Origin of the sequence: Bradyrhizobium sp. LTSP857, from assembly GCF_000938285.1 — a bacterium.
Lineage (GTDB): Bacteria > Pseudomonadota > Alphaproteobacteria > Rhizobiales > Xanthobacteraceae > Bradyrhizobium.
On sequence record NZ_JYMS01000039.1, the window covers coordinates 197155 to 218047 of the forward strand.

At 63.6% G+C, this 20893-nt stretch carries 22 protein-coding genes and 2 pseudogenes; 5 read left to right on the top strand and 19 right to left on the bottom strand.

What is annotated here, in order from left to right:
• Position 1: 1 nt before the first annotated feature.
• The 11 genes and pseudogenes from UP06_RS25635 to pdxR form a co-directional block, all read right to left on the bottom strand.
• Positions 2–1222: an MFS transporter gene (locus UP06_RS25635; protein WP_045006567.1), complete on the bottom strand. Its 1221-nt coding sequence runs from the start codon at positions 1220–1222 to the stop codon at positions 2–4.
• Complete coding sequence (locus UP06_RS25640) at positions 1219–2589, bottom strand: NAD(P)/FAD-dependent oxidoreductase (RefSeq protein ID WP_045006448.1); 1371 nt, start codon at positions 2587–2589, stop codon at positions 1219–1221. Before UP06_RS25640 ends, UP06_RS25635 begins: the two co-directional genes overlap by 4 nt.
• Positions 2590–2640: 51 nt before the next feature.
• Positions 2641–2958: an ArsR/SmtB family transcription factor gene (locus UP06_RS25645; protein ID WP_045006568.1), complete on the bottom strand. Its 318-nt coding sequence runs from the start codon at positions 2956–2958 to the stop codon at positions 2641–2643.
• Between the two features lie 91 nt (positions 2959–3049).
• Positions 3050–3250, bottom strand: coding sequence for a GDCCVxC domain-containing (seleno)protein (locus UP06_RS42200; protein ID WP_082081591.1), 201 nt, complete (start codon positions 3248–3250; stop codon positions 3050–3052).
• Positions 3251–3459: 209 nt separating this feature from the next.
• Positions 3460–3908, bottom strand: a pseudogene (locus tag UP06_RS40175) (DMT family transporter).
• Between the two features lie 33 nt (positions 3909–3941).
• A pseudogene (locus UP06_RS25655) lies at positions 3942–4269 on the bottom strand (FMN-binding negative transcriptional regulator); the annotation flags it as partial.
• 154 nt (positions 4270–4423) lie between these two features.
• On the bottom strand, positions 4424–5314 hold the full coding sequence (locus tag UP06_RS25660; RefSeq protein WP_045006450.1) for an ABC transporter substrate-binding protein: 891 nt from the start codon (positions 5312–5314) through the stop codon (positions 4424–4426).
• Positions 5315–5351: 37 nt separating this feature from the next.
• The gene (locus UP06_RS25665) at positions 5352–6137 is read right to left on the bottom strand and encodes an amino acid ABC transporter ATP-binding protein (RefSeq protein WP_197087384.1); all 786 of its coding nucleotides are present in this window, start codon (positions 6135–6137) and stop codon (positions 5352–5354) included.
• Complete coding sequence (locus UP06_RS25670; protein ID WP_050032022.1) at positions 6134–7006, bottom strand: amino acid ABC transporter permease; 873 nt, start codon at positions 7004–7006, stop codon at positions 6134–6136. The genes UP06_RS25665 and UP06_RS25670 overlap by 4 nt, the downstream gene beginning before the upstream one ends.
• Before the next feature lie 348 nt (positions 7007–7354).
• Positions 7355–7984, bottom strand: a complete 630-nt coding sequence (locus tag UP06_RS25675; protein WP_045006452.1) for an FMN-binding negative transcriptional regulator — start codon at positions 7982–7984, stop codon at positions 7355–7357.
• 62 nt (positions 7985–8046) lie between these two features.
• Complete coding sequence (pdxR, locus tag UP06_RS25680; protein ID WP_045006453.1) at positions 8047–9549, bottom strand: MocR-like pyridoxine biosynthesis transcription factor PdxR; 1503 nt, start codon at positions 9547–9549, stop codon at positions 8047–8049.
• Positions 9550–9803: 254 nt separating this feature from the next.
• Between pdxR and UP06_RS25685 the strand changes: the two genes are divergently transcribed.
• The gene (locus UP06_RS25685; RefSeq protein WP_045006454.1) at positions 9804–10883 is read left to right on the top strand and encodes a Cj0069 family protein; all 1080 of its coding nucleotides are present in this window, start codon (positions 9804–9806) and stop codon (positions 10881–10883) included.
• A 65-nt stretch (positions 10884–10948) separates the two neighbouring features.
• Here UP06_RS25685 and UP06_RS25690 read toward each other — a convergent pair whose 3' ends face one another.
• Positions 10949–11776 carry an MBL fold metallo-hydrolase gene (locus UP06_RS25690; protein WP_045006455.1) on the bottom strand — a complete coding sequence of 276 codons (828 nt, stop codon included), beginning with the start codon at positions 11774–11776 and terminating at the stop codon, positions 10949–10951.
• A gap of 91 nt (positions 11777–11867) precedes the next feature.
• Between UP06_RS25690 and UP06_RS25695 the strand changes: the two genes are divergently transcribed.
• On the top strand, positions 11868–12743 hold the full coding sequence (locus UP06_RS25695) for a LysR family transcriptional regulator (protein WP_045006456.1): 876 nt from the start codon (positions 11868–11870) through the stop codon (positions 12741–12743).
• On the opposite strand, the gene UP06_RS25700 is transcribed toward UP06_RS25695, so the two are convergent.
• A complete protein-coding gene (locus UP06_RS25700) occupies positions 12727–13488 on the bottom strand; it encodes a hypothetical protein (RefSeq protein ID WP_045006457.1) in 762 nt (253 codons plus the stop codon). The two genes, UP06_RS25695 and UP06_RS25700, sit on opposite strands and share 17 nt — an antisense overlap.
• Positions 13489–13502: 14 nt before the next feature.
• Positions 13503–13691 carry a hypothetical protein gene (locus UP06_RS25705; RefSeq protein ID WP_045006458.1) on the bottom strand — a complete coding sequence of 63 codons (189 nt, stop codon included), beginning with the start codon at positions 13689–13691 and terminating at the stop codon, positions 13503–13505.
• Between the two features lie 254 nt (positions 13692–13945).
• On the opposite strand from UP06_RS25705, the gene UP06_RS25710 reads away from it, so the two are divergent.
• Positions 13946–14923 carry a DUF2336 domain-containing protein gene (locus UP06_RS25710; RefSeq protein WP_045006459.1) on the top strand — a complete coding sequence of 326 codons (978 nt, stop codon included), beginning with the start codon at positions 13946–13948 and terminating at the stop codon, positions 14921–14923.
• Here the strand turns inward: UP06_RS25710 and UP06_RS25715 are convergent.
• Genes UP06_RS25715 through UP06_RS25725 form a run of 3 tightly spaced genes read right to left on the bottom strand, consistent with a single transcriptional unit; the run spans position 14920 to position 17898 of the window.
• Positions 14920–15264 (bottom strand): DUF1491 family protein, encoded by a 345-nt coding sequence (locus UP06_RS25715; RefSeq protein WP_045006570.1) that lies wholly within the window; start codon positions 15262–15264, stop codon positions 14920–14922. The two genes, UP06_RS25710 and UP06_RS25715, sit on opposite strands and share 4 nt — an antisense overlap.
• Before the next feature lie 56 nt (positions 15265–15320).
• Positions 15321–16025 carry a peptidoglycan-binding domain-containing protein gene (locus UP06_RS25720; RefSeq protein WP_045006460.1) on the bottom strand — a complete coding sequence of 235 codons (705 nt, stop codon included), beginning with the start codon at positions 16023–16025 and terminating at the stop codon, positions 15321–15323.
• On the bottom strand, positions 16018–17898 hold the full coding sequence (locus UP06_RS25725; protein WP_156163220.1) for a PAS domain-containing sensor histidine kinase: 1881 nt from the start codon (positions 17896–17898) through the stop codon (positions 16018–16020). Before UP06_RS25725 ends, UP06_RS25720 begins: the two co-directional genes overlap by 8 nt.
• Before the next feature lie 385 nt (positions 17899–18283).
• Here UP06_RS25725 and UP06_RS25730 point away from each other — a divergent pair, with 385 nt between their 5' ends.
• Both UP06_RS25730 and UP06_RS25735 read left to right on the top strand, forming a co-directional pair.
• Positions 18284–18718 (top strand): DUF5330 domain-containing protein, encoded by a 435-nt coding sequence (locus tag UP06_RS25730; RefSeq protein WP_045006462.1) that lies wholly within the window; start codon positions 18284–18286, stop codon positions 18716–18718.
• Between the two features lie 67 nt (positions 18719–18785).
• On the top strand, positions 18786–19214 hold the full coding sequence (locus tag UP06_RS25735) for a SufE family protein (RefSeq protein WP_045006463.1): 429 nt from the start codon (positions 18786–18788) through the stop codon (positions 19212–19214).
• 127 nt (positions 19215–19341) lie between these two features.
• Here UP06_RS25735 and UP06_RS25740 read toward each other — a convergent pair whose 3' ends face one another.
• Together UP06_RS25740 and UP06_RS25745 are read right to left on the bottom strand one after the other, a co-directional pair.
• Positions 19342–19758 carry a Ros/MucR family transcriptional regulator gene (locus tag UP06_RS25740; protein WP_045006464.1) on the bottom strand — a complete coding sequence of 139 codons (417 nt, stop codon included), beginning with the start codon at positions 19756–19758 and terminating at the stop codon, positions 19342–19344.
• 259 nt (positions 19759–20017) lie between these two features.
• On the bottom strand, positions 20018–20872 hold the full coding sequence (locus tag UP06_RS25745) for a hypothetical protein (protein ID WP_045006465.1): 855 nt from the start codon (positions 20870–20872) through the stop codon (positions 20018–20020).
• Positions 20873–20893: the final 21 nt, after the last annotated feature.

Genomic DNA, 20893 nt, shown 5'->3' on the forward strand with positions numbered 1-20893 from the left:
GCTACGAATTTTGCTCTCCCACATGGAGGGGCGCTGATGATGACGGGTCCGCGCGAAGAAGGAGAAGCGCAAAGAACGCAGAGACAGAGATCAGCGCGCTGATCCACAGCGCACCGCGCCCCATGTGCTCCACCATCAGCCCCAGTGCCAGCGGTGCGGCGGCCCCCGTTAGCCGGGCGGGGAGCGAAATCATGCCGACGCGCTTTCCAAACCCCACCGGCCCGAACAAAAACAAGGGCAGCGTGCCACGTGCGATCGTGATGATCCCGTTACCCACCCCGTAGAGGACGGTGTAAACCGGCGCAAACAATGAGCCTCCAGCGATCAGCGCGACAACACCAATCGGATTCATCAACGCGGCGAGCCTCGCCGACAACAGCGGATGAAACCGGTTGAGCCATCCTGCTTCGAGAAGGCGGGCGCAGACCTGGGCGGGGCCGACCAATGTTCCTGCGACCAAGGCCTCGGCCGGCGTCGCGCCGAACACGACCAGCATCGACGGCAGAATTGCCGACACACCCGAGCTGACGAAGCTCGTTGCCGCAAACATGTAAGTCAGAACGCCCATCGCAAACGTTTCGCTCTGGCGTTCGGGATGCGGGCTCGTTCCTGACAACGGTCGAGAAACCTCTTCAAGCGCCGTGGCACGCGGCAACAAAAGATTGAGCGGCAAAGCGAGGCAGACGTGGACGACCGCCCAGAGCTGGCAGGCCGCGCGCCAGCCGTACTCAGCATCCAACCATGTCGTGAGTGGCCAGCCGACGGTGCTCGCGAAGCCGGCAATCAAGGTAATGCCCGTAATCGACTTTCGAGCGCGCGTTCCGTAGATGCGCGCAAGCGTCGCGAACGCCGCCTCGTAAAGACCCATGCCCATGCCGACCCCAAGCACCATCCACGCGGCGATCAGCAACACCACGCCATGGGCAGCGGACAGCATCAGCAAGCCTGCTGCGAAGATGGCGTTCGATACAGCAAGCGGCCGACGTCCGCCAAACCTGTCGATCGCATGACCGACACGCGGGCCAAGAAGTCCGGAGATGACGAGCGCACCGGACAGCGCGGCGAATACGTAGGTCGGCGCGAGACCGAGATCCCGCGAAATCGGAATGGCAAGCACGGCCGGAAGATAGTAGCTCGACGCCCACGCAATGGTTTGCGTGATTCCTAGCGCGAGAACGACGGCAAGCGAACCCGAAGCTCCGCCCGCAAGAACTTGCCTCATGAGCAGCCACAGCCCGAAGCGCCGGCCTTCCTGGCTGTTTCGTCGGCGGCACAGCATGCCGATGGTTCTTCCTTTGCCGGGCCGCCGCAACATCCTGACGCGGTATCGGCAGACTCGACCCCGCCGCGCGTACACACGCCCGTCTCCGGCAGCACAAGCTCGACTCTCGCAGCCGCCTCCCTGTCGCCCGCGATATCGGCGGCAATCGATCGGACCTGCTCATAGCCCGTCATCATGAGGAAGGTCGGAGCACGACCGTACGACTTCATGCCGGCGAGGTAGAAGCCCGGCTCATCATGCGAGAGCTCACGCGCGCCGTGCGGGCGCACCGTCCCGCAGCTATGTTCGTTGGGATCGATGAGCGGCGCGAGGGCGACCGGCGCCTCGATGGCCGGATCGAGTCGCAGTCGCAGTTCGGAGAGAAACGAAAAGTCGGGACGGAAACCCGTCGACACGATCAGTTCGTCCACGACCACGCTTCGAGCACCGCAGCACGAGCCGGTCGCGACCTTCAGGCGACCTTCGGCTTCCGAAATATCCGTGACGCCGAATTCGGTCTCTACCTTGATCTTACCCGACGTAACAAGCGTAGCAAAGACGGCGCCAAGTTCACCGCGTGCGGCGAGTTTATCGTTGCGGCCACCGCCGAAAGCCTTCGCAGGATCGGCACCACGCAAGAGCCAGACGGGTTGCGTACCGGGCACCTCGTCGGCGAGACGTACGAGTTCGATCAGCGTGCCGACCGCGGAATGGCCGGCGCCCAAGACAGCAACGGTCTTGCCGGCATATCTCGCACGACCGGCACCTCGCACATCCGGCATGCCGTAGGCCACACGTTCAACGCACTCACGCTCGCCAATCGCGGGCAAGCCGTTGCCGCCGGCCGGATTGGCGGAGAACCATGTGCCTGACGTATCGATAATTGCGTCGGCACGCAGGACCTCGGGTCCTTTGCCGTTCTGGTAGCGAACTTCGAAAGGCGCCAGCGCCCTGCCCCTGGTCTTCGCCTTGTCGAAGCCGACGCGGCTGATGGCCGAGACGCGACTTGACGTCCAGATCGCCTCGCGCAGCGGCGTTCTTGTCGCAAGCGGCATGAGGTATCCATCGAGCAATTCGCCGCCGGTCGGATAGGTCTGAGGGTCTGGCGAATTCCATCCCGTGGGCGCGAGCAGGCGTGCGGCGGCCTTGTCGACGTTGTATTCCCAAGGCGAGAAGAGCTGGACGTGCTGCCATTGACGAACCGCGTGCCCTGCCTCGGGCCCGGCCTCCAGCACAACGGGCAGCATTCCGCGTTCGAGCACATGCGCTGCGGCTGCCAGGCCAACGGGCCCCGCCCCGATGACGGCAACCGTCTTCTTATCGCTCATTTCATTTCTCCCATCATTCTAGAATCATCGAATTATTTGGCCAAAAAAAGATCAGGCCGCCGATTTAGTATCCTTGCATTCGGTTTCGTCTGCGCAGCATTCCGACACCAGGAAGTCCACCAGACCCTGCATCGAGTCGTAGTTCGCATGGCAGACAAGCGTCGTGGATTCCCGGACCTGACTGACGAGCCCGACAGCCACCAGAGATTTGATGTGGTGGGACAGCGTCGATGCCGGGATCTTCAGCTTTTCCTGCAAACGACCGACGGGCATGCCCGATCGCCCAGCCCGGACCAGGGCCCGATAGATCTGGAGCCGTGTCCGGTTACCCAAGGCTTCCAAACGTCTTGCTGCGTCGTCGATCTTCATGACCACATATTGCGCCGGGCCGTCCTCGCTGTCAACCGTAATTCTAGAATATTGGAAATACAGATTGAGTCGACGCCGTCTCATGCTGGCCTCAACAGCACCTTCCGTTCTGCTGGATCGGCGGACAAGCAACTAACCCATATGAACAGTAGACGCAGCAATCGCCGCACTTGGGCTTGAGCCGAGTCCCGCACCCCTTGCAATCATAGAAGAATTGGCAGGCGTCAGTCGGCATGGTTTCGGCTGATGCGTGATGACAGACCGGACACGTAATGACCGATTGCGTTTGCATGGCCGGCTTCCTCGATCGCGAGATAAGACCCATTCTAGCTATTCAACGCCAACGCGGAAATTAAACTGACGAAAAGACACCTCCGCCGACCGATAAGAGCTGGGATCGGTTTATCGCTCCACTCCAGAAAGCGGCTGCGCTGCCGTCGGACACGATCCTCGGGGAGGACAAGGATGGCGGACGCGATGGATCTGAGACATTCTGATCTTCTACATCCGGATCAGGATGACTCCGCCCACGAGCAATGCTGCGCCGGCGACCCTCACCGCACTGATCGGGTGAACGGGAACACCCAGCAAGCCAAAATGGTCGAATGCGATCGAGCCGAGCATCTGCCCCGCGATGAGAAGCGCGAAGAAGGTCGCGGCGCCGAGCTGAGGGACCAGGAAGATTCCGAGCCCAATGAAGATGGCGCGCCGAACAGGCCGCCGCTCCAGGCGAACCAGGGGATGCGGGCAGCGATCGATACCGATGGGACGGGATCCTGCAAGAGGAGCGCGAGCGCGGCCATGCAGATGACGCCGATGAAGTAGCTCATGAAGCCCGACCAGGCCGCCGAGCCCAGTGCCGTCCGGAGGTTCGCGTTGAGGGCCTGTTGCACGACCAGACTGATCCCGGCCGCGGCGGCCAGCATCATCGGAAACACCAGCTTCAACATCTCATCCCCCGCGTTCTCCGGCGCAGAGATACGTCACACCGGAACCGGAATCAAAGGCGCGACTTGCCGGTCCTGCGGACTGTCACTTGCCGCAAGCCCCGCTGCAACACCGATGCGATCGGCTTCGGGGCGGTTCTGGCTCATCTTGCGCTTGCCCTCGCAACCGCACGACCGGAATGCGCACGCCGACGATTCCCCGCAACTGCGCCGCGATGAAATCGGCGGGCGCGTCAGAGGCGGCCCAGGATTTCGCGCGCGACCCTTCGTGCTTGTTGGTCAGGCGCGTCACCACATCGAGCAGACGCTCCGTCTCCCAAAAGAACTCGACCGGACCGTAGGCGTGCACGGCAATGTAGTTCCATCGTTGGGCTAACGCGCTTCGGTCGGCGATACGGATCGACTGCGCGCGTGCGCCTTTGACCCGTCGGGCAAAACACTGGCAGAATGGCAACATCGAAAGTTCGTAACACCCGCGGAGCAATCCGCCTGTGTCCACTACTTCGAGGTCGCTGAAGTCACTTATCGATGTTGAAATAGGTCCCGGCGATGCTGGCGGCATCGTTGTAAGTGATCTTTTCGAGCACGTTCTGCTTTAGATTCCATTTCGTGAAGACATTGGCGTAGCTGCCGTCGTCGACCATGGCTTGCAGTGCCGCGATGATCGCGTCGCGCAGTTCCGGATTTTCCTTGGCGACCAGCCAGCCCTGATAGCCGACGGCATAGCGCGAGGTCGTGACCAGTTCGAGCAGGATTCCCCCGGCAGGCTGGTTGGCGGTGGTATAGGCCGAGACGCCGACATTGGCGAGCGAGACGTCGGCGCGTCCGCTCTTGAGAGCCAACTGGGCCTGATCGCTCGTGGTGAACTGCAGGATTTCGAGCGGTTTGTCTGCAGGACAGGCCGCGGCCTGCAGTTCGAACAGGTGCAGCGGTGTCGAACCCTGATGAGCGGCGCCGCGGAGTCCGCAGGTGTCGCTGAGCTTCATGACCTTGTGCGGGTTTCCCTTGACGACGATCAGCCCGGCCGCCTCGCGGTTGACGTCGATGATATCGACGATCTTTTCGCGCTCGACGAAATCGCCAAAGGCCGAGGCGCCGAGATCGAACCGCTTCGACTGGATGCCGGGAATGATGCTTGGAAAAGGCGCGGCAATGCGGCGGATCTCGATGCCGAGCTTGCTGGCGACCTCGGTCAGCAGTTCCTGTTCGACGCCGATCAGGGTGGCGTTGTCTGGTCCGTAGAAATCATAGGGTGGCTGGTGGGGATCACTGGCGGCGCTGATGAAACCCGCATCGCGGATACGCTGCGGCAGCATCTCACGGATCTTCGGATTGACCTCGCCGGCTACCGCAAGCGCCGGCGCGACAGTCAGCAGCGACACAAGAGCAAGTCTGCGAAACGTCGTCATAGTTCGGTCCCTCTTTCGGTTGGAATATGCGCTGCAGTCAGGACATTCGACTGAGAAAGGTCCGGGTCCGCTGCATTTGTGGATTGTCGATCACCGTCGAAGCCGAGCCCTCTTCGACGACATAGCCGTCGTCCATGAAGACGACGCGGTCGGCGACCTCGCGGGCGAAACCGATCTCATGGGTGACGACGAGCATCGTCATGCCCTGTGCGGCGAGACGCTTGATAACGGCCAGGACTTCTCCGACCAGTTCGGGGTCGAGGGCAGATGTCGGTTCATCGAACAGCATCAGCGATGGCTGCATCGCCAACGCGCGGGCGATCGCCACGCGTTGCTGCTGGCCGCCGGAAAGTTCGTTCGGCCTGGCGTTTTCCTTGTTGCCCAAATCGACCATCGCGAGCAGGCTGCGAGCATGCGCGACGGCGGAGTCACGAGCTTCTCCTTTGAGCAACATCGGCGCCTGAATGATGTTGTCAAGGACGCTGAGATGCGGAAACAGGTTGAAGCGCTGGAACACCATGCCGATGGCGCGGCGCTGCAGCGCCAGCTCATTGCGCTTCAACTCGTAGAGCACGTCGCCTCGCTCCCGATAGCCGATCAACGAGCCATTGACCAGGATGCGACCGCCATCGGGCTTTTCGAGATGGTTGATGCAGCGGAGAAATGTCGATTTGCCGCTGCCGGAAGGTCCGAGAATGCAAGCGACCTCGCCGGCCGCGAGGGTCAGGTCGATACCTTTCAGCACCTCGAGCGAACCGAAGGATTTTCTGACGCCATACGCTTCGACGACGGCCCGCATTGAGGAAGCATTCACAGCGGTCATCCGCGCCACAGAAGCTGATTGAACGACCATCGCGGCGCGCCCGACGATGCGCGTGCAGGACCTTCCTGGCTGAACCGCCGCTCGATCCAGGCCTGCATGACGATAGCGATACTCGTCATGATCAGGTACCAGGAGGCGGCGACGAAAAGCAGCTCGATGACTAGGAAATTCTTGGCGTAGATGTTTTGTACACGGGTCAGCAGATCCTGGGCCGCGACGATCGAGACCAGCGACGTCGTCTTCAACATCGAGATCGTCTGGTTGCCGATCGGCGGAATGATGACCCGCAGCGCCTGCGGCATGATGATGTGGCGAAAGGTCTGGTAGGGGGTATAGCCGAGCGCGGTGGCGGCTTCGCTCTGCCCTCTGTCGACGGCGAGAATGCCGCCGCGAACGATCTCGGACATATAGGCCGCCTCGTTCAGGCCCAGCGCCAGCATCGCAGCGGTGAACGACGAGATCAATGCGTTGGTTGGGATGGAATGGGAGCCGAAGCCAATCTCCGGCAAGAACAACTGGATATTGAACCAGAAGATCAACTGCACCAGAAGCGGAGTGCCCCTGAAGAACCAGATGTAGAGATAGGCGAAACCGACGAGAACCGAATTGCCGGACCCACGCAGCATGGCGAGGATGATTCCACCGACAAGCCCCGCCGCGATCGCGAGGAAAGTCAGGATCAGTGTCAGGCGGATCCCCTGCAGGATCGATGCGTCAAAGAAATATTGCGGGATGACGCTCCATTGTACCTGGTCGGAGCGGGATACGATCAGGCCCGCGGCTATCACCCCAAGCGTCAGCGCAAGCGCCAGGATCCGTTGCGTCCAATAAGCCGCAGGGACGATCCGGCCAGGTTGCGCGGCGGGCATTGGCTCTCTTCATTCCTTCAGTTGCGATCCGCGCGGCAGTGACCCAAGCTCAACCGGGCTCAGTGTTGGCTTTTGGGTATTTACTTGTCAAGTGAGCAGATGCTCAAATGCCTGCGGCGAGGCGACCATCGTTTATGCGCATTGTGGTCCACGAGAATGAAAAAATGCGAGCATCTCTTCTCGTGCTGGGCAAATGCTGAGCCAGATGTTGAGGCCAGGCCTGCAATGGATAGGCGATGACGAGACGCTTTCTTCCTCCGTCTGCGCCGACGGTCGCGCCGGGAGCCTTTGGCTATAACCGGGGTGATGGCGCATCCGCCTCCCAACTGTTCTAGCCCTAGAGATACGTCACGCCCGCACCGAAATGAGTGGCGCGACTTGCCGGTCCTGCGGGCTGTCACTCGCCGCAAGCCCCGCCGCGACGCCGACGCGATCGGCTTCGGGGCGGTTCTGGCTCATCTTGCGCTTGCCCTCGAACCGCACGACCGGGATGCGCACGCCGACGATGCCCCGCAGCTGCGCGGCGATGAAATCGGCGGGAGCGTCCGTGACGGCCCAGGATTTCGCGCGCGATCCTTCGTGCTTGTTGGTCAGGCGCGTCACCACATCGAGCAGACGCTCGGTCTCCTGAAAAAACTCGACCGGACCGTAGGCGTGCACGGCAATGTAGTTCCAGGTCGGCACCACCTTTCCGGTCTCCTGCTTGGTCGCGTACCAGGACGGCGTCACATAGGCTTCCGGACCCGTGAAGATCGCGAGAGCGTCTCCGATCGGGGCGAGATGCCATTGCGGATTGGCCCTTGCCAGATGCCCATACAGCGTTCCGTGCTCGCCCTCGGTGTCGTCGAGGAAGAGCGGCATCGGCGTCGCCACCGGGCCTTCGGCAGTGGCCGTCACCAGATTGGCCAGCCGCGCGTCGCGGATGGTCGTCCGGATGCTCTCGAAATCGTCGTCCTTGAAGGCAGGGGGTATGTACATCGCTTGTCTCCGTTCTTGCCCCGGAGATAGCCTGAATCTGGCATACGAAGAACTGCCAGTTTTCAGACTTTATTCTGGTCCAGTTTTCGAGGCCTTCGCGGCACGATGTCGTCGACAGCCTGGGCGAGAAGCTTGCAGCCCCGCTCGATCTGGCGCACGTCGAGCGCCGCAAAACCCATGACGAGACCGACGGCCTCCAGACGGCGGCGGCGCCCCTGCCCGCGCGGGTCGAACAGCGCCGAGACGGGGTAGACGCCCACGCCTTTCGCCCGGGCGGCCTCGACCAATGCTGCTTCGTGGTCGCGGGTCAGATCGCGAAACCAGGCGACGATGTGCAAGCCGGCATCCGCGCCGTCGATCTGGACCCGATCGCCGAACCAGCGATGCAACGCATCGAGCAGCGCCTGCCGGCGTTCGGCATTGCGCCGGCGGACGCGCCTGACATGGCGCTCGTAGGCGCCGCTCTCCAGCATCGTGGCGAGCGCCTCCTGCTCGATCTGAGGCGTGTGCCGATCCATGGTCTGCTTGGCCGCGGCGAACAAGGGTCGCAATCCCACAGGCACCACCAAATAGCCGATCCTCAACGTCGGTGACAGCGTCTTGGAAACAGTACCGAGATAGACGACGTTGCCACTGCCTTCCAGCGCATGAAGCGGCGGCACTGGTTTGGTATCGTATCGATACTCGCTGTCGTAATCGTCCTCGATCACATAGGCATCTGCCCGTGCCGCCCACGCGAGCAACTGATGCCGGCGTCCGATCGGCAGGACTCCGCCCAGCGGATATTGATGCGACGGCGTCACGTAAGCGAGCCGGGCCTCGACCGTCGCAAGGCGCTCGGTTTCCAGACCGTCCCGGTCGACCGAAATCGGAACGGCGACAGCACCGGTGGCCGAGAAGGCGTGCCGCGCCATCAGGTAGCCCGGATCCTCCATGACGAAGCGGTCGCCGGCGTCGAGCAGCAGCCGCGCGCACAGGTCGAGCCCTTGCTGCGATCCGTTCACGATGACGATCTGCTCGACGTCGCAACGCACGCTCCGCGAACGCCAGAGATAGCCCTGCAGCGCCGTCCGAAGCCGCAGTGATCCGCAGGGGTCCCCGTAGGCCAATCTCTCGGACCTGCGGTTCAGCGCCGCAACCATGGCTCGCTTCCACGCGAGGATCGGGAAGTCCGCCGGCGACAGATCGCCGTATCTGAAGTTTGCAAGGAGGCCGCGCGGCGGTTCGGTCCAGCGCGGCAGGTCTTGTCGCAGCCGCTCGCCAAACCTTGAAAGCCGCAGATTGCGCGACGATGGCCTGGATATGGTGCGAGCTTGTCCTCTCTCGACGACGGCACGGGCAACGCGCGGCCGCGCGCCGTGGCGAATGTCAATGAATCCTTCCGCCGCGAGCTGCTCATAGGCGACCGTCACGGTCGTGCGCGAGACGCCCAGCTCGCCGGCAAGGGCGCGGGAGGACGGCAGCAGGCCGTCAACGCCGTACACCCGCGCCATGATCTGGTCCTTGAGCGTATCGTAGATTTGCCGAGCGCCCATTCGCGCCGAGCGACGTCTTGTCTGGACCATTCGATATCCGCAAAAACCATTGATCTACTGTGCCAGTGTGCTGCGACGCGGATCGAAAGCCAAGTGGTGCGTGTCGAGATGGGCAAAGGACACCCGCTCGCAGTCGCCCCTCCGCCGCCAGAACGAAACCTCGCCAATCACCGTCTTGAAATGTGGGCGCCACCTCACGTAAACTCATCCCATGGGGACAAAGCAGACTCCCCGTGAGACCTCGGTCCAAGCTCTGCGCAGCACGCCATTCGTGGAGCTTGCGCATGGACACCGAACGACACTCCTCTCTCCAAAATGCTGTCGCCGTTCTCTCACGCGGAGACGCTGCCGCGCGCCGGGATGTGACGGCGCAAAACAGCCGCTTCGTCCGCGTCTTCGAAGCACTCGCCGCTGCCGGCATCGAAGCCCGGCCGGTCATCTACGACGAGACCTTCGCCGACGCCGTCCGCGATCAATTGCGCGCAGTCGACGGCGTGCTCGTCTGGGTCGATCCGATCCATCAGGGCAAGACGCGCGCCGAGCTCGATGTCCTGCTTCGCGACGTTTCGGCGCAAGGGCCGTGGGTGAGCGCGCACCCCGATGTCATTCTGAAGATGGGCGTCAAGGAGGTGCTCTACCGAACACGTCATCTCGGCTGGGGCGCCGACACACATCGCTATGACACGGCCGCAAGCTTCCGCGCCGAATTCCCGTCGCGTCTTCGGGCCGGCGCTCCCCGCGTGCTGAAGCAAAATCGCGGCAACGGAGGCCAGGGCGTTTGGAAGGTGGAGGCACTGCCGAATGAGGCCACCAAGGTTCGTGTGCTCCATGCGCAACGCGGCAGCATGCCCGAGGACATGCCGCTCGAAGCCTTGATCGCGCGATGTGAACCGTATTTCGGCTGGGGCGGCTGCATCATCGACCAGGCGTTTCAACCTCGCCTGCCCGACGGAATGATCCGCTGCTACATGAGCGGCTCAGAGGTTGCGGGCTTTGGGCACCAATTGATCAAGGCCTTGATTCCTCCGCCGCCGGAAGGCCCGGACGCGCCCGAGGCGCAACCGGGCCCGCGCATCATGCACGGACCCGATGCGCCGCAATTTCAGGCGCTGCGAAGGTCGATGGAGGACGAATGGACGCCGCGGATGATGGACACGCTCGACATCGATGAATCCTCGCTACCGGTCATCTGGGACGCGGACTTCCTGTACGGGCCGCGCGACGCAGCCGGTGCAGACACCTACGTTCTGTGCGAGATCAATGCGAGCTCCTGCTTTGCGCTTCCAGAGGAGGCTCCGGCGGCGATCGCGCGGATAGTGAAGCAACGCCTCCTGCGGACTCAAAGGGCTGCATCCGGCACATAGACGACCATCGCGAGCGCGCAAACGCAAAGGCGCGCTCGCACGATCCGGACGGTGCTCAGACGCGACTAATGCCTTCCACATCGGCAGCTTTCATAATCAACCGGATCATGGCTGTTGAAGATCGTCACGCGGTCGCCGTGGTCGAGCTTCAGCGCACGCAGCCGGGCCTGGTTGGCTATCCGCGTCTTCCGGTCCATGTCGACCTTGCGCTGGAAATAGCTGAGCACCAGCGGCATGCGTGGGGATGCCTCGAGCTGGCCGTGAAAGAAGTAGCTGTCGCCGGCATGCAGCAGCCATGTGTCGCCTGAGCGGACCGCAATGCCGCAATGGCCGAGCGTGTGGCCGGCGAGCGGGATCATCAGGATGTCCCCGTCCCGATCGCCCAATGCGCGCACGCCCTTGAAGCCGAACCAGTCCTCGCCGGCGTCCTCATAGAATTTCCAGCTCGGCCCGTGGCTCCACTGCTCGGTGACATAGCGCCCCGCGGGCGGCGCGGGTTTTCGCAGCACCGCCATGTCGTATTCGGCGCGGTGGACGTGGATCTTGGCATGAGGAAAGTCCGGCACGCCGCCGGCGTGGTCGCGGTCGAGATGCGTCAGCAGCACGTGACGCACGTCGCTTGGCGAACAGCCGAGCGCGCGCACCTGCTGTACCGCCGTCTCGGACGGATCGAGCCGGGGTGCGGTCTGCCGCAGCCATCGCCGCCCCAACCGTTGCGGCGCGGCGATGTCGCCGAGCCCGATGCCGGTATCGACCAAAGCGAGCCCGTCACCCGTTTCGATCAGCAGGCAGTGGCAGACCATGCGGGCGCGCTGGAACAGGCTGCCCGTGCCGTTCACCAGGCGGCGGCCCATCGGGCACATCGTGCCGGTGTTGAGATGATGGATTTTCATGGATGACCTCGCCTTTCGTGACGAGCGTTCTTGTCATCATCCGATCCATAGGTAAAATATCGACTATTGATAGCATCTCTAGGTTTACCCTATGGATATCCGCGAGCTCCGCTACTTCGCCGCCGTCTACCGCGAACGCAACCTCACCGCCGCGGCGCGCACATGCTTCGTGTCGCAGCCCTCGATCTCGACCGCGATCACCCATCTGGAGGCCGAGCTCGGCACCACGCTCTTCATCCGGCACAAGAAGGGCGTCGCGCCGACCGCTTCGGCCGAGCAGTTTCATGCGCTGGCCCGCCGCATCATCGACGAGACCGATGCCGCGCGCAGCCTGTTCAGGAAGCCGAGCACGAGGACCGCGCTGACGCTCGGCCTGATGCGCACGCTCGACGTGCCGCGGACGATCGCGCTGCTGAAGCCGCTGACGGCGCGTGCCGACATCGCGCTTCGCCTCGTCGGCCATGACGAGCGCGCCGATGCGCGGATCATCTCGAAGAGCATGCTGCGCAATGACGAGCATTTCGTCGCGCTGTGGAGCGAGCGCTATGTCGCGGCCCTGCCGCCGTCGCATCCGCTGACGCTGAAGGACAGGCTCCGGGTCAGCGATCTCGCCAATGTCCCCATGATCGACCGCTGCCATTGCGAGCAGAGCGAATTCTTCGGCCGCGCTTCGAAGCGGCATCAGTCCGCAGCGATCGCGCAATCGGAGGATTGGGCCATGGCGCTGGTCGCAGCCGGCGTCGGCATCGCCATCGTTCCGGAAGGCGTGGCCAAGGCCAATCCGGACGTCGCGATCAGGGAGATCGAGGTCAAGGTCACGCGCGAGGTCGGCCTCGCCTACCGCACGTCCGCGCCGCTGCCGGATGCGTTGAAGGATTTTGTGGCGAAGCTTCAGAAGCAGCGGCGCAAGCCAGATCAGATTCCGCGCCGGCGCAGTGCGCGCAAAACGCCTAGCCCTTCGAGATGACCGGGCGCTGATACAACGGCTGGGCCGCGACCGGCGGATTGGTGGTTTGGGATGCGAGCTCGCCGATCAGGCGATCGGCGTCGGCGGCCATGTTGTCCGGCGCCTGGATCACGAGGCGCTCGAGCGCCCAGCGATAGGACGAGACGCGCTGCTCGAGCGATTGCTGCACCCACTGGATGATCAGCGAGTTCTCCTGCATGCGCTCGACCGCATCCGCCTTCTCCTTGGGCGAGAGCTCGGAGACGCGCGCCATGCTGGCCTCGCGCTTCTTGTCGAGATCGATGACGCGGATCGCGCTGCCGAAGAACGGCTCGAACCGGGTGATGTCGTTGCGGACGTCCTCGATCAGCTGCGCATAGCGCGAGGAAAACGAGCGATGCGGCTCGTCGACCAGCGTGCGCCCGTACATGGTACGGTCGAACACGATCTTCTGGTGCCAGGGCGAGGGTATCGTCTTGTAATCGCCGAACACGCTCTTCCAGGCCGGCCGCGACAGCGGCGGCTCGATCATGGGATAGGCGAGATCGCGAAGCTGACGCTCTTCGTCGGTGAGCTGGAATTGCGACGGTTTCAGGCCAACGCTGGAGGTGACCTCGGTGCCGAGCCAGCGATGCATGTCGTCGCTGCGCATGTCGGCGCGGGTGCGGCCGAAATCGCCGCCGCTACAGGCGGCGAGGCTCGCGCCCATCAAGGCGAGCAGGACGGCCGATACAAAAGGCCGGATCTGGCGGATGGTGTCCGGCATTGCAAAGCCGGACCCTAGCGGCGACGACGACGGCGCCCCGGCGCTGTGCCCGCTTCCGGTCCACGATCGCCGCTGGTTTCGTCCGCCTCGCGCTCGATGCGGATCACGGGAAGGATCAGAATCATCCCCATGTCCGCGCGCGGTGTGACGTCCCCCGACGAGCCCACCCGGCGACCGGCCGGAAATTCGATGATGGTCCCCATGTCAGTTCTCTCAATTGCCGCGCGAACAAGCGCGCCCCAGCAACATGAGGGCATTAGGATCAGTTTATGGTTAACGGGGTGTAAACGTAGCGATCGGACCGTAACCGCACGGGCCGTGCCGGGGACGTCCCGTTGCGGCACGGCCAGGGCCAGAATTGCGCGGTCCGCTTCACACCTCGTTTTCCTTAACGAGCCTTTAAAGGACCCTGCGCTAGGCTCGCGGTGAGTATCTCTTCCAGGTCGCGTACTTCTCCATGACCAAGTCGCTGTTTCCCGGATTCGACGGGCTGATGACACTCTCCCGTCGCGAGGGCGTCGATGTTCGTCCGACGCTGTTGCGCGTGCTGACCGACCTCTATGTCCAGACGCGCGTCCACAGCGATGACGAGCAGCGCCAGTTTGTCGAGCTTGCGACGCGGCTGATCGACCAGGTCGACGATGCGACGCGCGCGTCCGTCAAGGCGAAGCTTGCGATCTATCCGTCGACGCCCGTCCCGATCCTGCAGAAGCTCGGGCTGGTCGCAGCCCAGGAAGGCCGCAGGGTTCCGCTCGCACGCGAGATTCCCGTTGCTCCGCAGGCTCCCTCCCCGGTCCGCGCGCCGACCGACGCCCAGCAGCGCATGGCCGCGAACATGGCGATGCAGCCAAAGGACGCGGCCGAGATCCACGACATGTTCTTCCGCGCCAGCTCAAGCGAGCGCGCTCTGATCCTGCACAATTTGTCGCAGACCCCGCTGAAGGCCGCGCCGCGGATTCCGACCGTGCGCGCCAAGCGCGCGATCCAGATCCTGGAGATGGCGGCGATCGCGGGCGATGTCGAGAACTTTACATACGAACTCGGCGACAGCCTGATCCTGCCCTCGCGCGTCGCGACAGAGATCGTCGACGATCCCGGCGGTGAGGCGCTCGCGGTTGCCGCCCGCGCGCTCGACATGCCGAGCCCCAATTTCCAGCGCATCCTGCTGTTCTTCAAGCCGGAGATCGGTACCTCCGTGGACATGGTCTACTGGCTGTCGCGGCTCTATGACCGCCTCAACGACCGCTCCGCGCTGGTGATGCTGGCCGCCTGGCGCGGCTCGACGCTCGCCGTCACGCGGGCAAAGTATCAGTCGTCGCTGCATGACAACGAACGGCAGCGCGCGCGCGCGGGCGCAAGCCAGTCGCGGCCGGGCGTGCAGCCGGGCTCGAGCCCAGCGGTGCGCACAGGCACCGACGGATCGTCGGACCGCTAGGTTTTCGCCAGGTCCAGGAAATGCCGCCCCGCGCGGTCTTCAGTCTCGACGATCCAGGCGTCCGGATCGAAGCGGACCTCCTTGGTCAGGCGTTCCTCGACCGCCGGCTCTGGCATCGGCTGCGGCGCAAGCGGCACGAAGAAGCGATCGACCGGGCGACCGTCGTCATAAGAAGTCTGCGGCGCCGGCACGTAGAGCATCGCATTGCCGTCGAGCAGCGCGACTTTGACGAACACCGCACCGGCCTCTTCGGCGCCGCGACGGCGCACGGCACCGTACACGCCCTCGGTCTGGCACCGGCGCAAATACGCCGCGACCCATATGTTTGATTTCAACCGCATGGACGCACGATAGGCCAGTGCCGCAATCAGCACCAGCCTCTACGCAAGCGTGACGATCATTCGACGGGATGGCCGATCGCGGCGCCGAGCTCGCGCAGCAGGCGGTCGGACACCTGGCCTGTGACTGCCATCTTGTGCTCGCGCTCGAACTTCTGGATCGCCGACTGAGTCTCGCCGCTCATCGTGCCCGTGATCTTCAGCTGGCCATAGCCATATTCCGACAACGCGCGCTGCACGCCGGACAAGCGACGCGCCGCGGGAGTTTGCTGCATCGGGATCGGCGCCGGCGGGCGCGCGACGGCAATCGCTGACGGTGCCGGCGTCGTGGCCTTTATGACCAGATTGGTCATGGGATCGCTCGCGCGCGGCGTCGATGCGGTTGTCTCGGCGGGCCTCTCCGGCGCCTTCTCGGCAGGTTTGGGCTCGACGCGAAACTCGGTTGCCTTCGGCTCAAGCGGCGACGTATCGGCGCCGACGGGGCGCGGGCGCGGCATCGGATTCGACAGCGGCATCGCCGACGGCGCGGGAAGATCGATCACGGTGCCGAACATCGGCGCCGGATGCCTGCCGGTCTGGAGGAACAGCGCGTTCGCAACGATCGCGCTGATGGCCGCGACGGCGACAAGCCCGGCCAGCGTGTCCTTGGGACTGTGCAGGAGAACGCGCATCACGAGATTGCGCTCGGTCTCGACATCCACGACCGCGGCCTTGGCGCCACGGCGGCGCGGAGCGGTTTCGTCCTTTGCAGACTTTCTAGGCACTTTTCTTCACCAGAGCAGGTTGGTCCTGAGATTCTTGGCGCAGCACCGGCGTCAGCGTCGCGATCTTGCTCTCCGCCGCCATTCTATCGGAAGGCCTGCTACCGGAAGGCTTGGCTTGCGCCGGCGTGTAGACGAGCGGCAGCTTGACAGTGACGGCGGTGCCCTCGCCGAGCTTGCTTTGTACCGTCAATTCGCCGAGATGCAACGCTACAAGACTCTTCACGATTGAAAGTCCGAGACCGGTGCCTTCGTGACGGCGTTGGTAGGTCTTGCCGGCCTGGAAGAACGGCGAGCCGATGCGCTTGAGATCGTCCGGCGCGATGCCGACACCGGTGTCGCTGATGCGCAGCGTGAGCTGCGAGGCGGACGTGGCCGCGGTCACTGTAACTTGACCGCCGCGTTCGGTGAACTTGACGGCATTGGCGACGAGGTTGAGCACGATCTGCTTGAACGCGCGCGGATCGCCGGTCATGACCGGCAGATCCTGCGGCGCATCGGTGATCAGATCGACGCCGTTCTCCCGCGCCTTCAGCGCCAACAGGTTGCAGCAGTGCATCAGTGCGGCGCGCGGCGCGAACGGCTCCGACGCAATCTCGAAATTGCCCGATTCCATCTTGGACATGTCGAGGATGCCGTTGACGACCGACAGCAGATGCTGGCCGGAATCGTTGATGAGCTCTGCATATTCCTTGCGCTGGGCCGCCCCCAACATCAGGGTCTGCTCCTGCGCGATCATCTCGGAGAAGCCGATGATGGCGTTGAGCGGAGTGCGCAGCTCATGGCTCATGGTGGCGAGGAAGCGCGTCTTGGCGGCGTCGGCGGCTTCCGCATCACTGCGGGCCTGATCGAGCGCCTGCTCCTGGAGCTTGCGATCGGTGACGTCGCGCATTACGGCGACGACTTCGAGCTCGGCGGTTACGTCGCGGCGCTGGTCCTGATCGAGCGGCCGACAGCGCATCTCGACCCAGATGAAGTCGACCTGGCCACGCTCGGAGCCAGTCGGCTCCCGCCGCAGCCGGAACTCGACGCTGCGGAGGTCACCGCGCGCGGCATCGGAGAGCGCCGTGAGATAGGCCGGACGATCGGCGACATGGACGCGATCGAACAGGCCGTGGCCATGGAGTTGCGCGGACGGCATGCCGAGCATCGCCTCCACCGCAGGCGAGATGAACTGCACCGCGCCGTTGCGCTGATGCCGCGAAATCACGTCGCTCATATTGCGCGCCAGCAGGCGATAGCGTTCCTCTTCGCGCGACAGCAGCGTCACGCTGGTGCGTGCGAGCGACTCGGCGCCGAAGGCGAGGCCCGCAGCATAGAGCGTCGCCGAGGCAACGCCGAAAGCCATCAACACGCCGCGTTGCGCAGCGCTGACATGTTCGGGCGGAAGCCAACCGAGCTGGCTGACCAGGATCAGAATGCCCACGCAGGACAGCGCGAGCAGCGAAGCAAAGGCCGCGACGCGACGCGAGGCCGACAGTGCGGCCTCGAGGGGAACTACAACCAGCCAGATCGCGGCGAATGATTCGATGCCGCCAGTCGTGACGGCGATCGCCATGATCAGGCCGGCGAGCGCCAGCGACGACAGCACATGAGCGCCTTCGTAGCGGCCGGTGCGCGACAGGAACCAGGACAGCAGGATCGGTGCGATCAGCCACGCGAAGGCAGCGACCTCGATCGCGCTCGGCGCACCACGCATGGCGAGATAAACGGGAAATGCGGCAAAGGCAGCCAGGCTTCCCAGAAGCCGCGGCGCCATGAAGGCACGATGGCGCGCTCGCGTCAGCGCATCGTAACGCGCGGAGGGATGCAGCAGCGCATCGAGACAATCGCGGATGATACTCAAAACTGTCACGGGTCTCGCGCTTCGGCTCATTCGTCGAGAAGACGCGCCGGAACGCCTCCTTATCGTTGAGCCACCGTGTCAGAGCGACCTTAAACGAGTGCTAAGGCGACCCGGCCCGCTGCCGGACACTGTGTTATCGCAGAGATTTTTAGGCGATTTGGCGATGTCATCATTGGTGATGGTGAACACAGGGTTTCGCCTTCCCTGTCATGGTTTCGAATTGGTGGATGCGCGAGGCCGGAACATCACGGGCATGGGCGTCAATCGAAAATTTACGAGACCGCGACTTGCGAAGATTTTTGCGTAAATTTTCCGCGAATTAAGCGGAAGGCAATCACTTGCGATTTATCGAGAGTTGCTAGGTCCGACGCGCGCGGGGAGTGCCGTGGCGGGATCTAACATACAGGTTCGCAAGATGCGCTTTCTGCTCCGCATCACATTCTGGCTCGGGCTGGTGCTGGTGCTCCTGCCGCGGGACAAGACACCCGAATCGGACAAGCTGCCGCAGATCGGCGCTGCCGACGCGGTGCAGGCTGCGACCGCAGCCGTCTCCGACATGACCCAGTTCTGCAAACGGCAGCCGGCGGCCTGCGAGGTCGGCGGACAGGCCGCGACCATCATCGGCCAGCGCGCCCAGGACGGCGCGAAGAAGATCTACCAGATCATCAACGACAAAAAAGAGCAGATCACCAACGAGAAGAACGAGAAAAACGAGAAGAAGGCGCCCGACCACACCGGCTCGATCGCGATGGCCGGCGAAGGCGATGCTGCTGCGAGCGAGGCGGTGCGCGACACCCTGACCCAGGACGACCTCGCGCTGGAATGGCACGGTCCGCAAATCGCCAATTAGGGCTCAAATCCTATCGATTTCGAGACCTTGCGTCCCTATATTGGCCTGAACGGGAACACGGGCCATCATGACGACGATCGACGAAATCAGGGACAATTTCGAGCTTCTGGACGAGTGGGACGACCGCTACCGGTACGTCATCGAACTCGGTCGCACGCTGGAACCGATGCCCGAGGCGGAACACTCCGCCGAGAACAAGGTGCAGGGCTGCGTCAGCCAGGTCTGGCTGTCCAAGCATGTCGACCGCGGCAACGGCGCGCCGATCCTGAAGTATCGCGGCGACAGCGACGCGCATATCGTGCGCGGGCTGGTCGCGATCGTGCTCTCGCTCTATTCCGGCCGCACGCCGCAGCAGATCCTTGCGACCGACGCGCTCGCGGTGTTCGACGAGTTCGGCTTTCGCGACCATCTGACGCCGCAGCGCTCCAACGGCCTGCGCTCGATGGTCGAACGTATCAAGACCGATGCGAAAGAGGCGCTCGCGGAAGCCTCGTGAAGCGCTAACTTCAGCTGCGTAGGGTGGGCAAAGCGAAGCGTGCCCACCATTCCGAGTGCGATCGAAGAAAGTTGGTGGGCACGGCGCTCCGCGCCTTTGCCCACCCTACGAAATCCGGGGCGCGGCTTTACTTCCGCTTCCGCTGCTGCTGCCCCAATCCCATCTTCTTCGCTAGTTGCGAGCGCGCCACCGCGTAGTTTGGTGCGACCATGGGATAGTCGGCCGGCAGGCCCCATTTCTCGCGATATTGCTCCGGCGTCATGTTGTACTGGGTACGCAGATGGCGCTTCAGCGACTTGAAACGCTTGCCGTCCTCCAGGCACACCAGATAGTCCGGCGCGATCGACTTCTTCAGCGAGACCGCAGGCTTTGCGGGTTCAAGCGGGGCCGTCTCCGCACGACCTGATGAGACCCGCACCAAGGCGCCATGCACCTGGCTGATCAGGTTTGAAATCTCGCCGGCCGGCGTCGGGTTGTTGCTGAGATAGGCCGAAACGATGTTGGCCGTCAGTTCGATGAAATTTTTAGCCCCAACATCCGACATGGGCTCGTCTCTCCAATTTGGCTCCGTCGCACTGCATTGGCGATGGTGAAGTATTTTCTGTCAACAATACGTTTGGCTGAAATACGACGACTGGCGAATATGAGCCGATTACTGCTGTCGCGACAAGAACGGTGACGCTTTACTTGATCCCGGCTGGTCTAAAGCGTGATGAGATTAGGATGAATCGTCATCACGCTTTAGGTTATTGTTTGAGCATGATCTTTTCGGAAAACCGCTGCACACTTTTCCGGATCATGCCCTAGGACCGCTGGTCGAGATGGGCGCGCAGCTCGTCGATCGAGGCAAAGCGCATCATGCCCTCCGGCATCTGCGCCTCGATCGAGCCGTCGGAATAGAGCGAATAGGCCATGCCGTCGACGATCCCGGATTTGAGCACCGTCACCGGCGGCTGCTCCGCGGGCGGCGGAGGCGGCTCTGGCGCAGGCGGAGGTGGGGCCGGCTCGAAGGTCGACGATGAGCGCAGCGGCGGCGGCGGGCGACGCGCCACGGTCGGCTCCGGTGCCCGCATACGGTCCGGCTTCGGCCAGGCGTCGTCGAAGCTCGCGGGCGGAGCCTCAGGCGCGGCAGGCACCGCAGGCTCGTCGTGAGCTTGCGGCGGCGGGCTGTCGGTCGTCTTCGCCTCGGCGCGCTCTCGCTCCTTGCGGGAGCTCGAGGCAAACATCAGGTTGCGCCGGCGCGGAGCTTCCGGAGCCGCCGGCGGAGGCACTTCCGCCTCTTCCGGCGCCTCGACGCGCGGGCGATCGCGGACAGGCGCTTCGCCCTGCCATGGCGGCGCGGCGGGCGATGGCTGCGGCTCGGCCCTCATCCCCGGAGCAGGCTCGGACGCGCTGGACGTCGCAACGCCGGGCGGCAGCACGGGCCTGAGCCGAACCTCCGACGGCGCGGCCGAACCGGTCAGCCGGCGGCCAATATTCTTCAGTTCCATGGCCACGACATAGAGGCCGGCCAGTAACATTCCGGAGCAGACGCCGACCGTGCCGGAGATTATGAGGGTGCTACCGAGGCTGAAATCCCTGACCGTGTAGCCAAAAAGGATTGCAAGGAGACCCGCCACCACGGCGAAGATCCCTGCGATCAGCAATACCAAGACCATCGAACCCACCCTCGGTCGCGC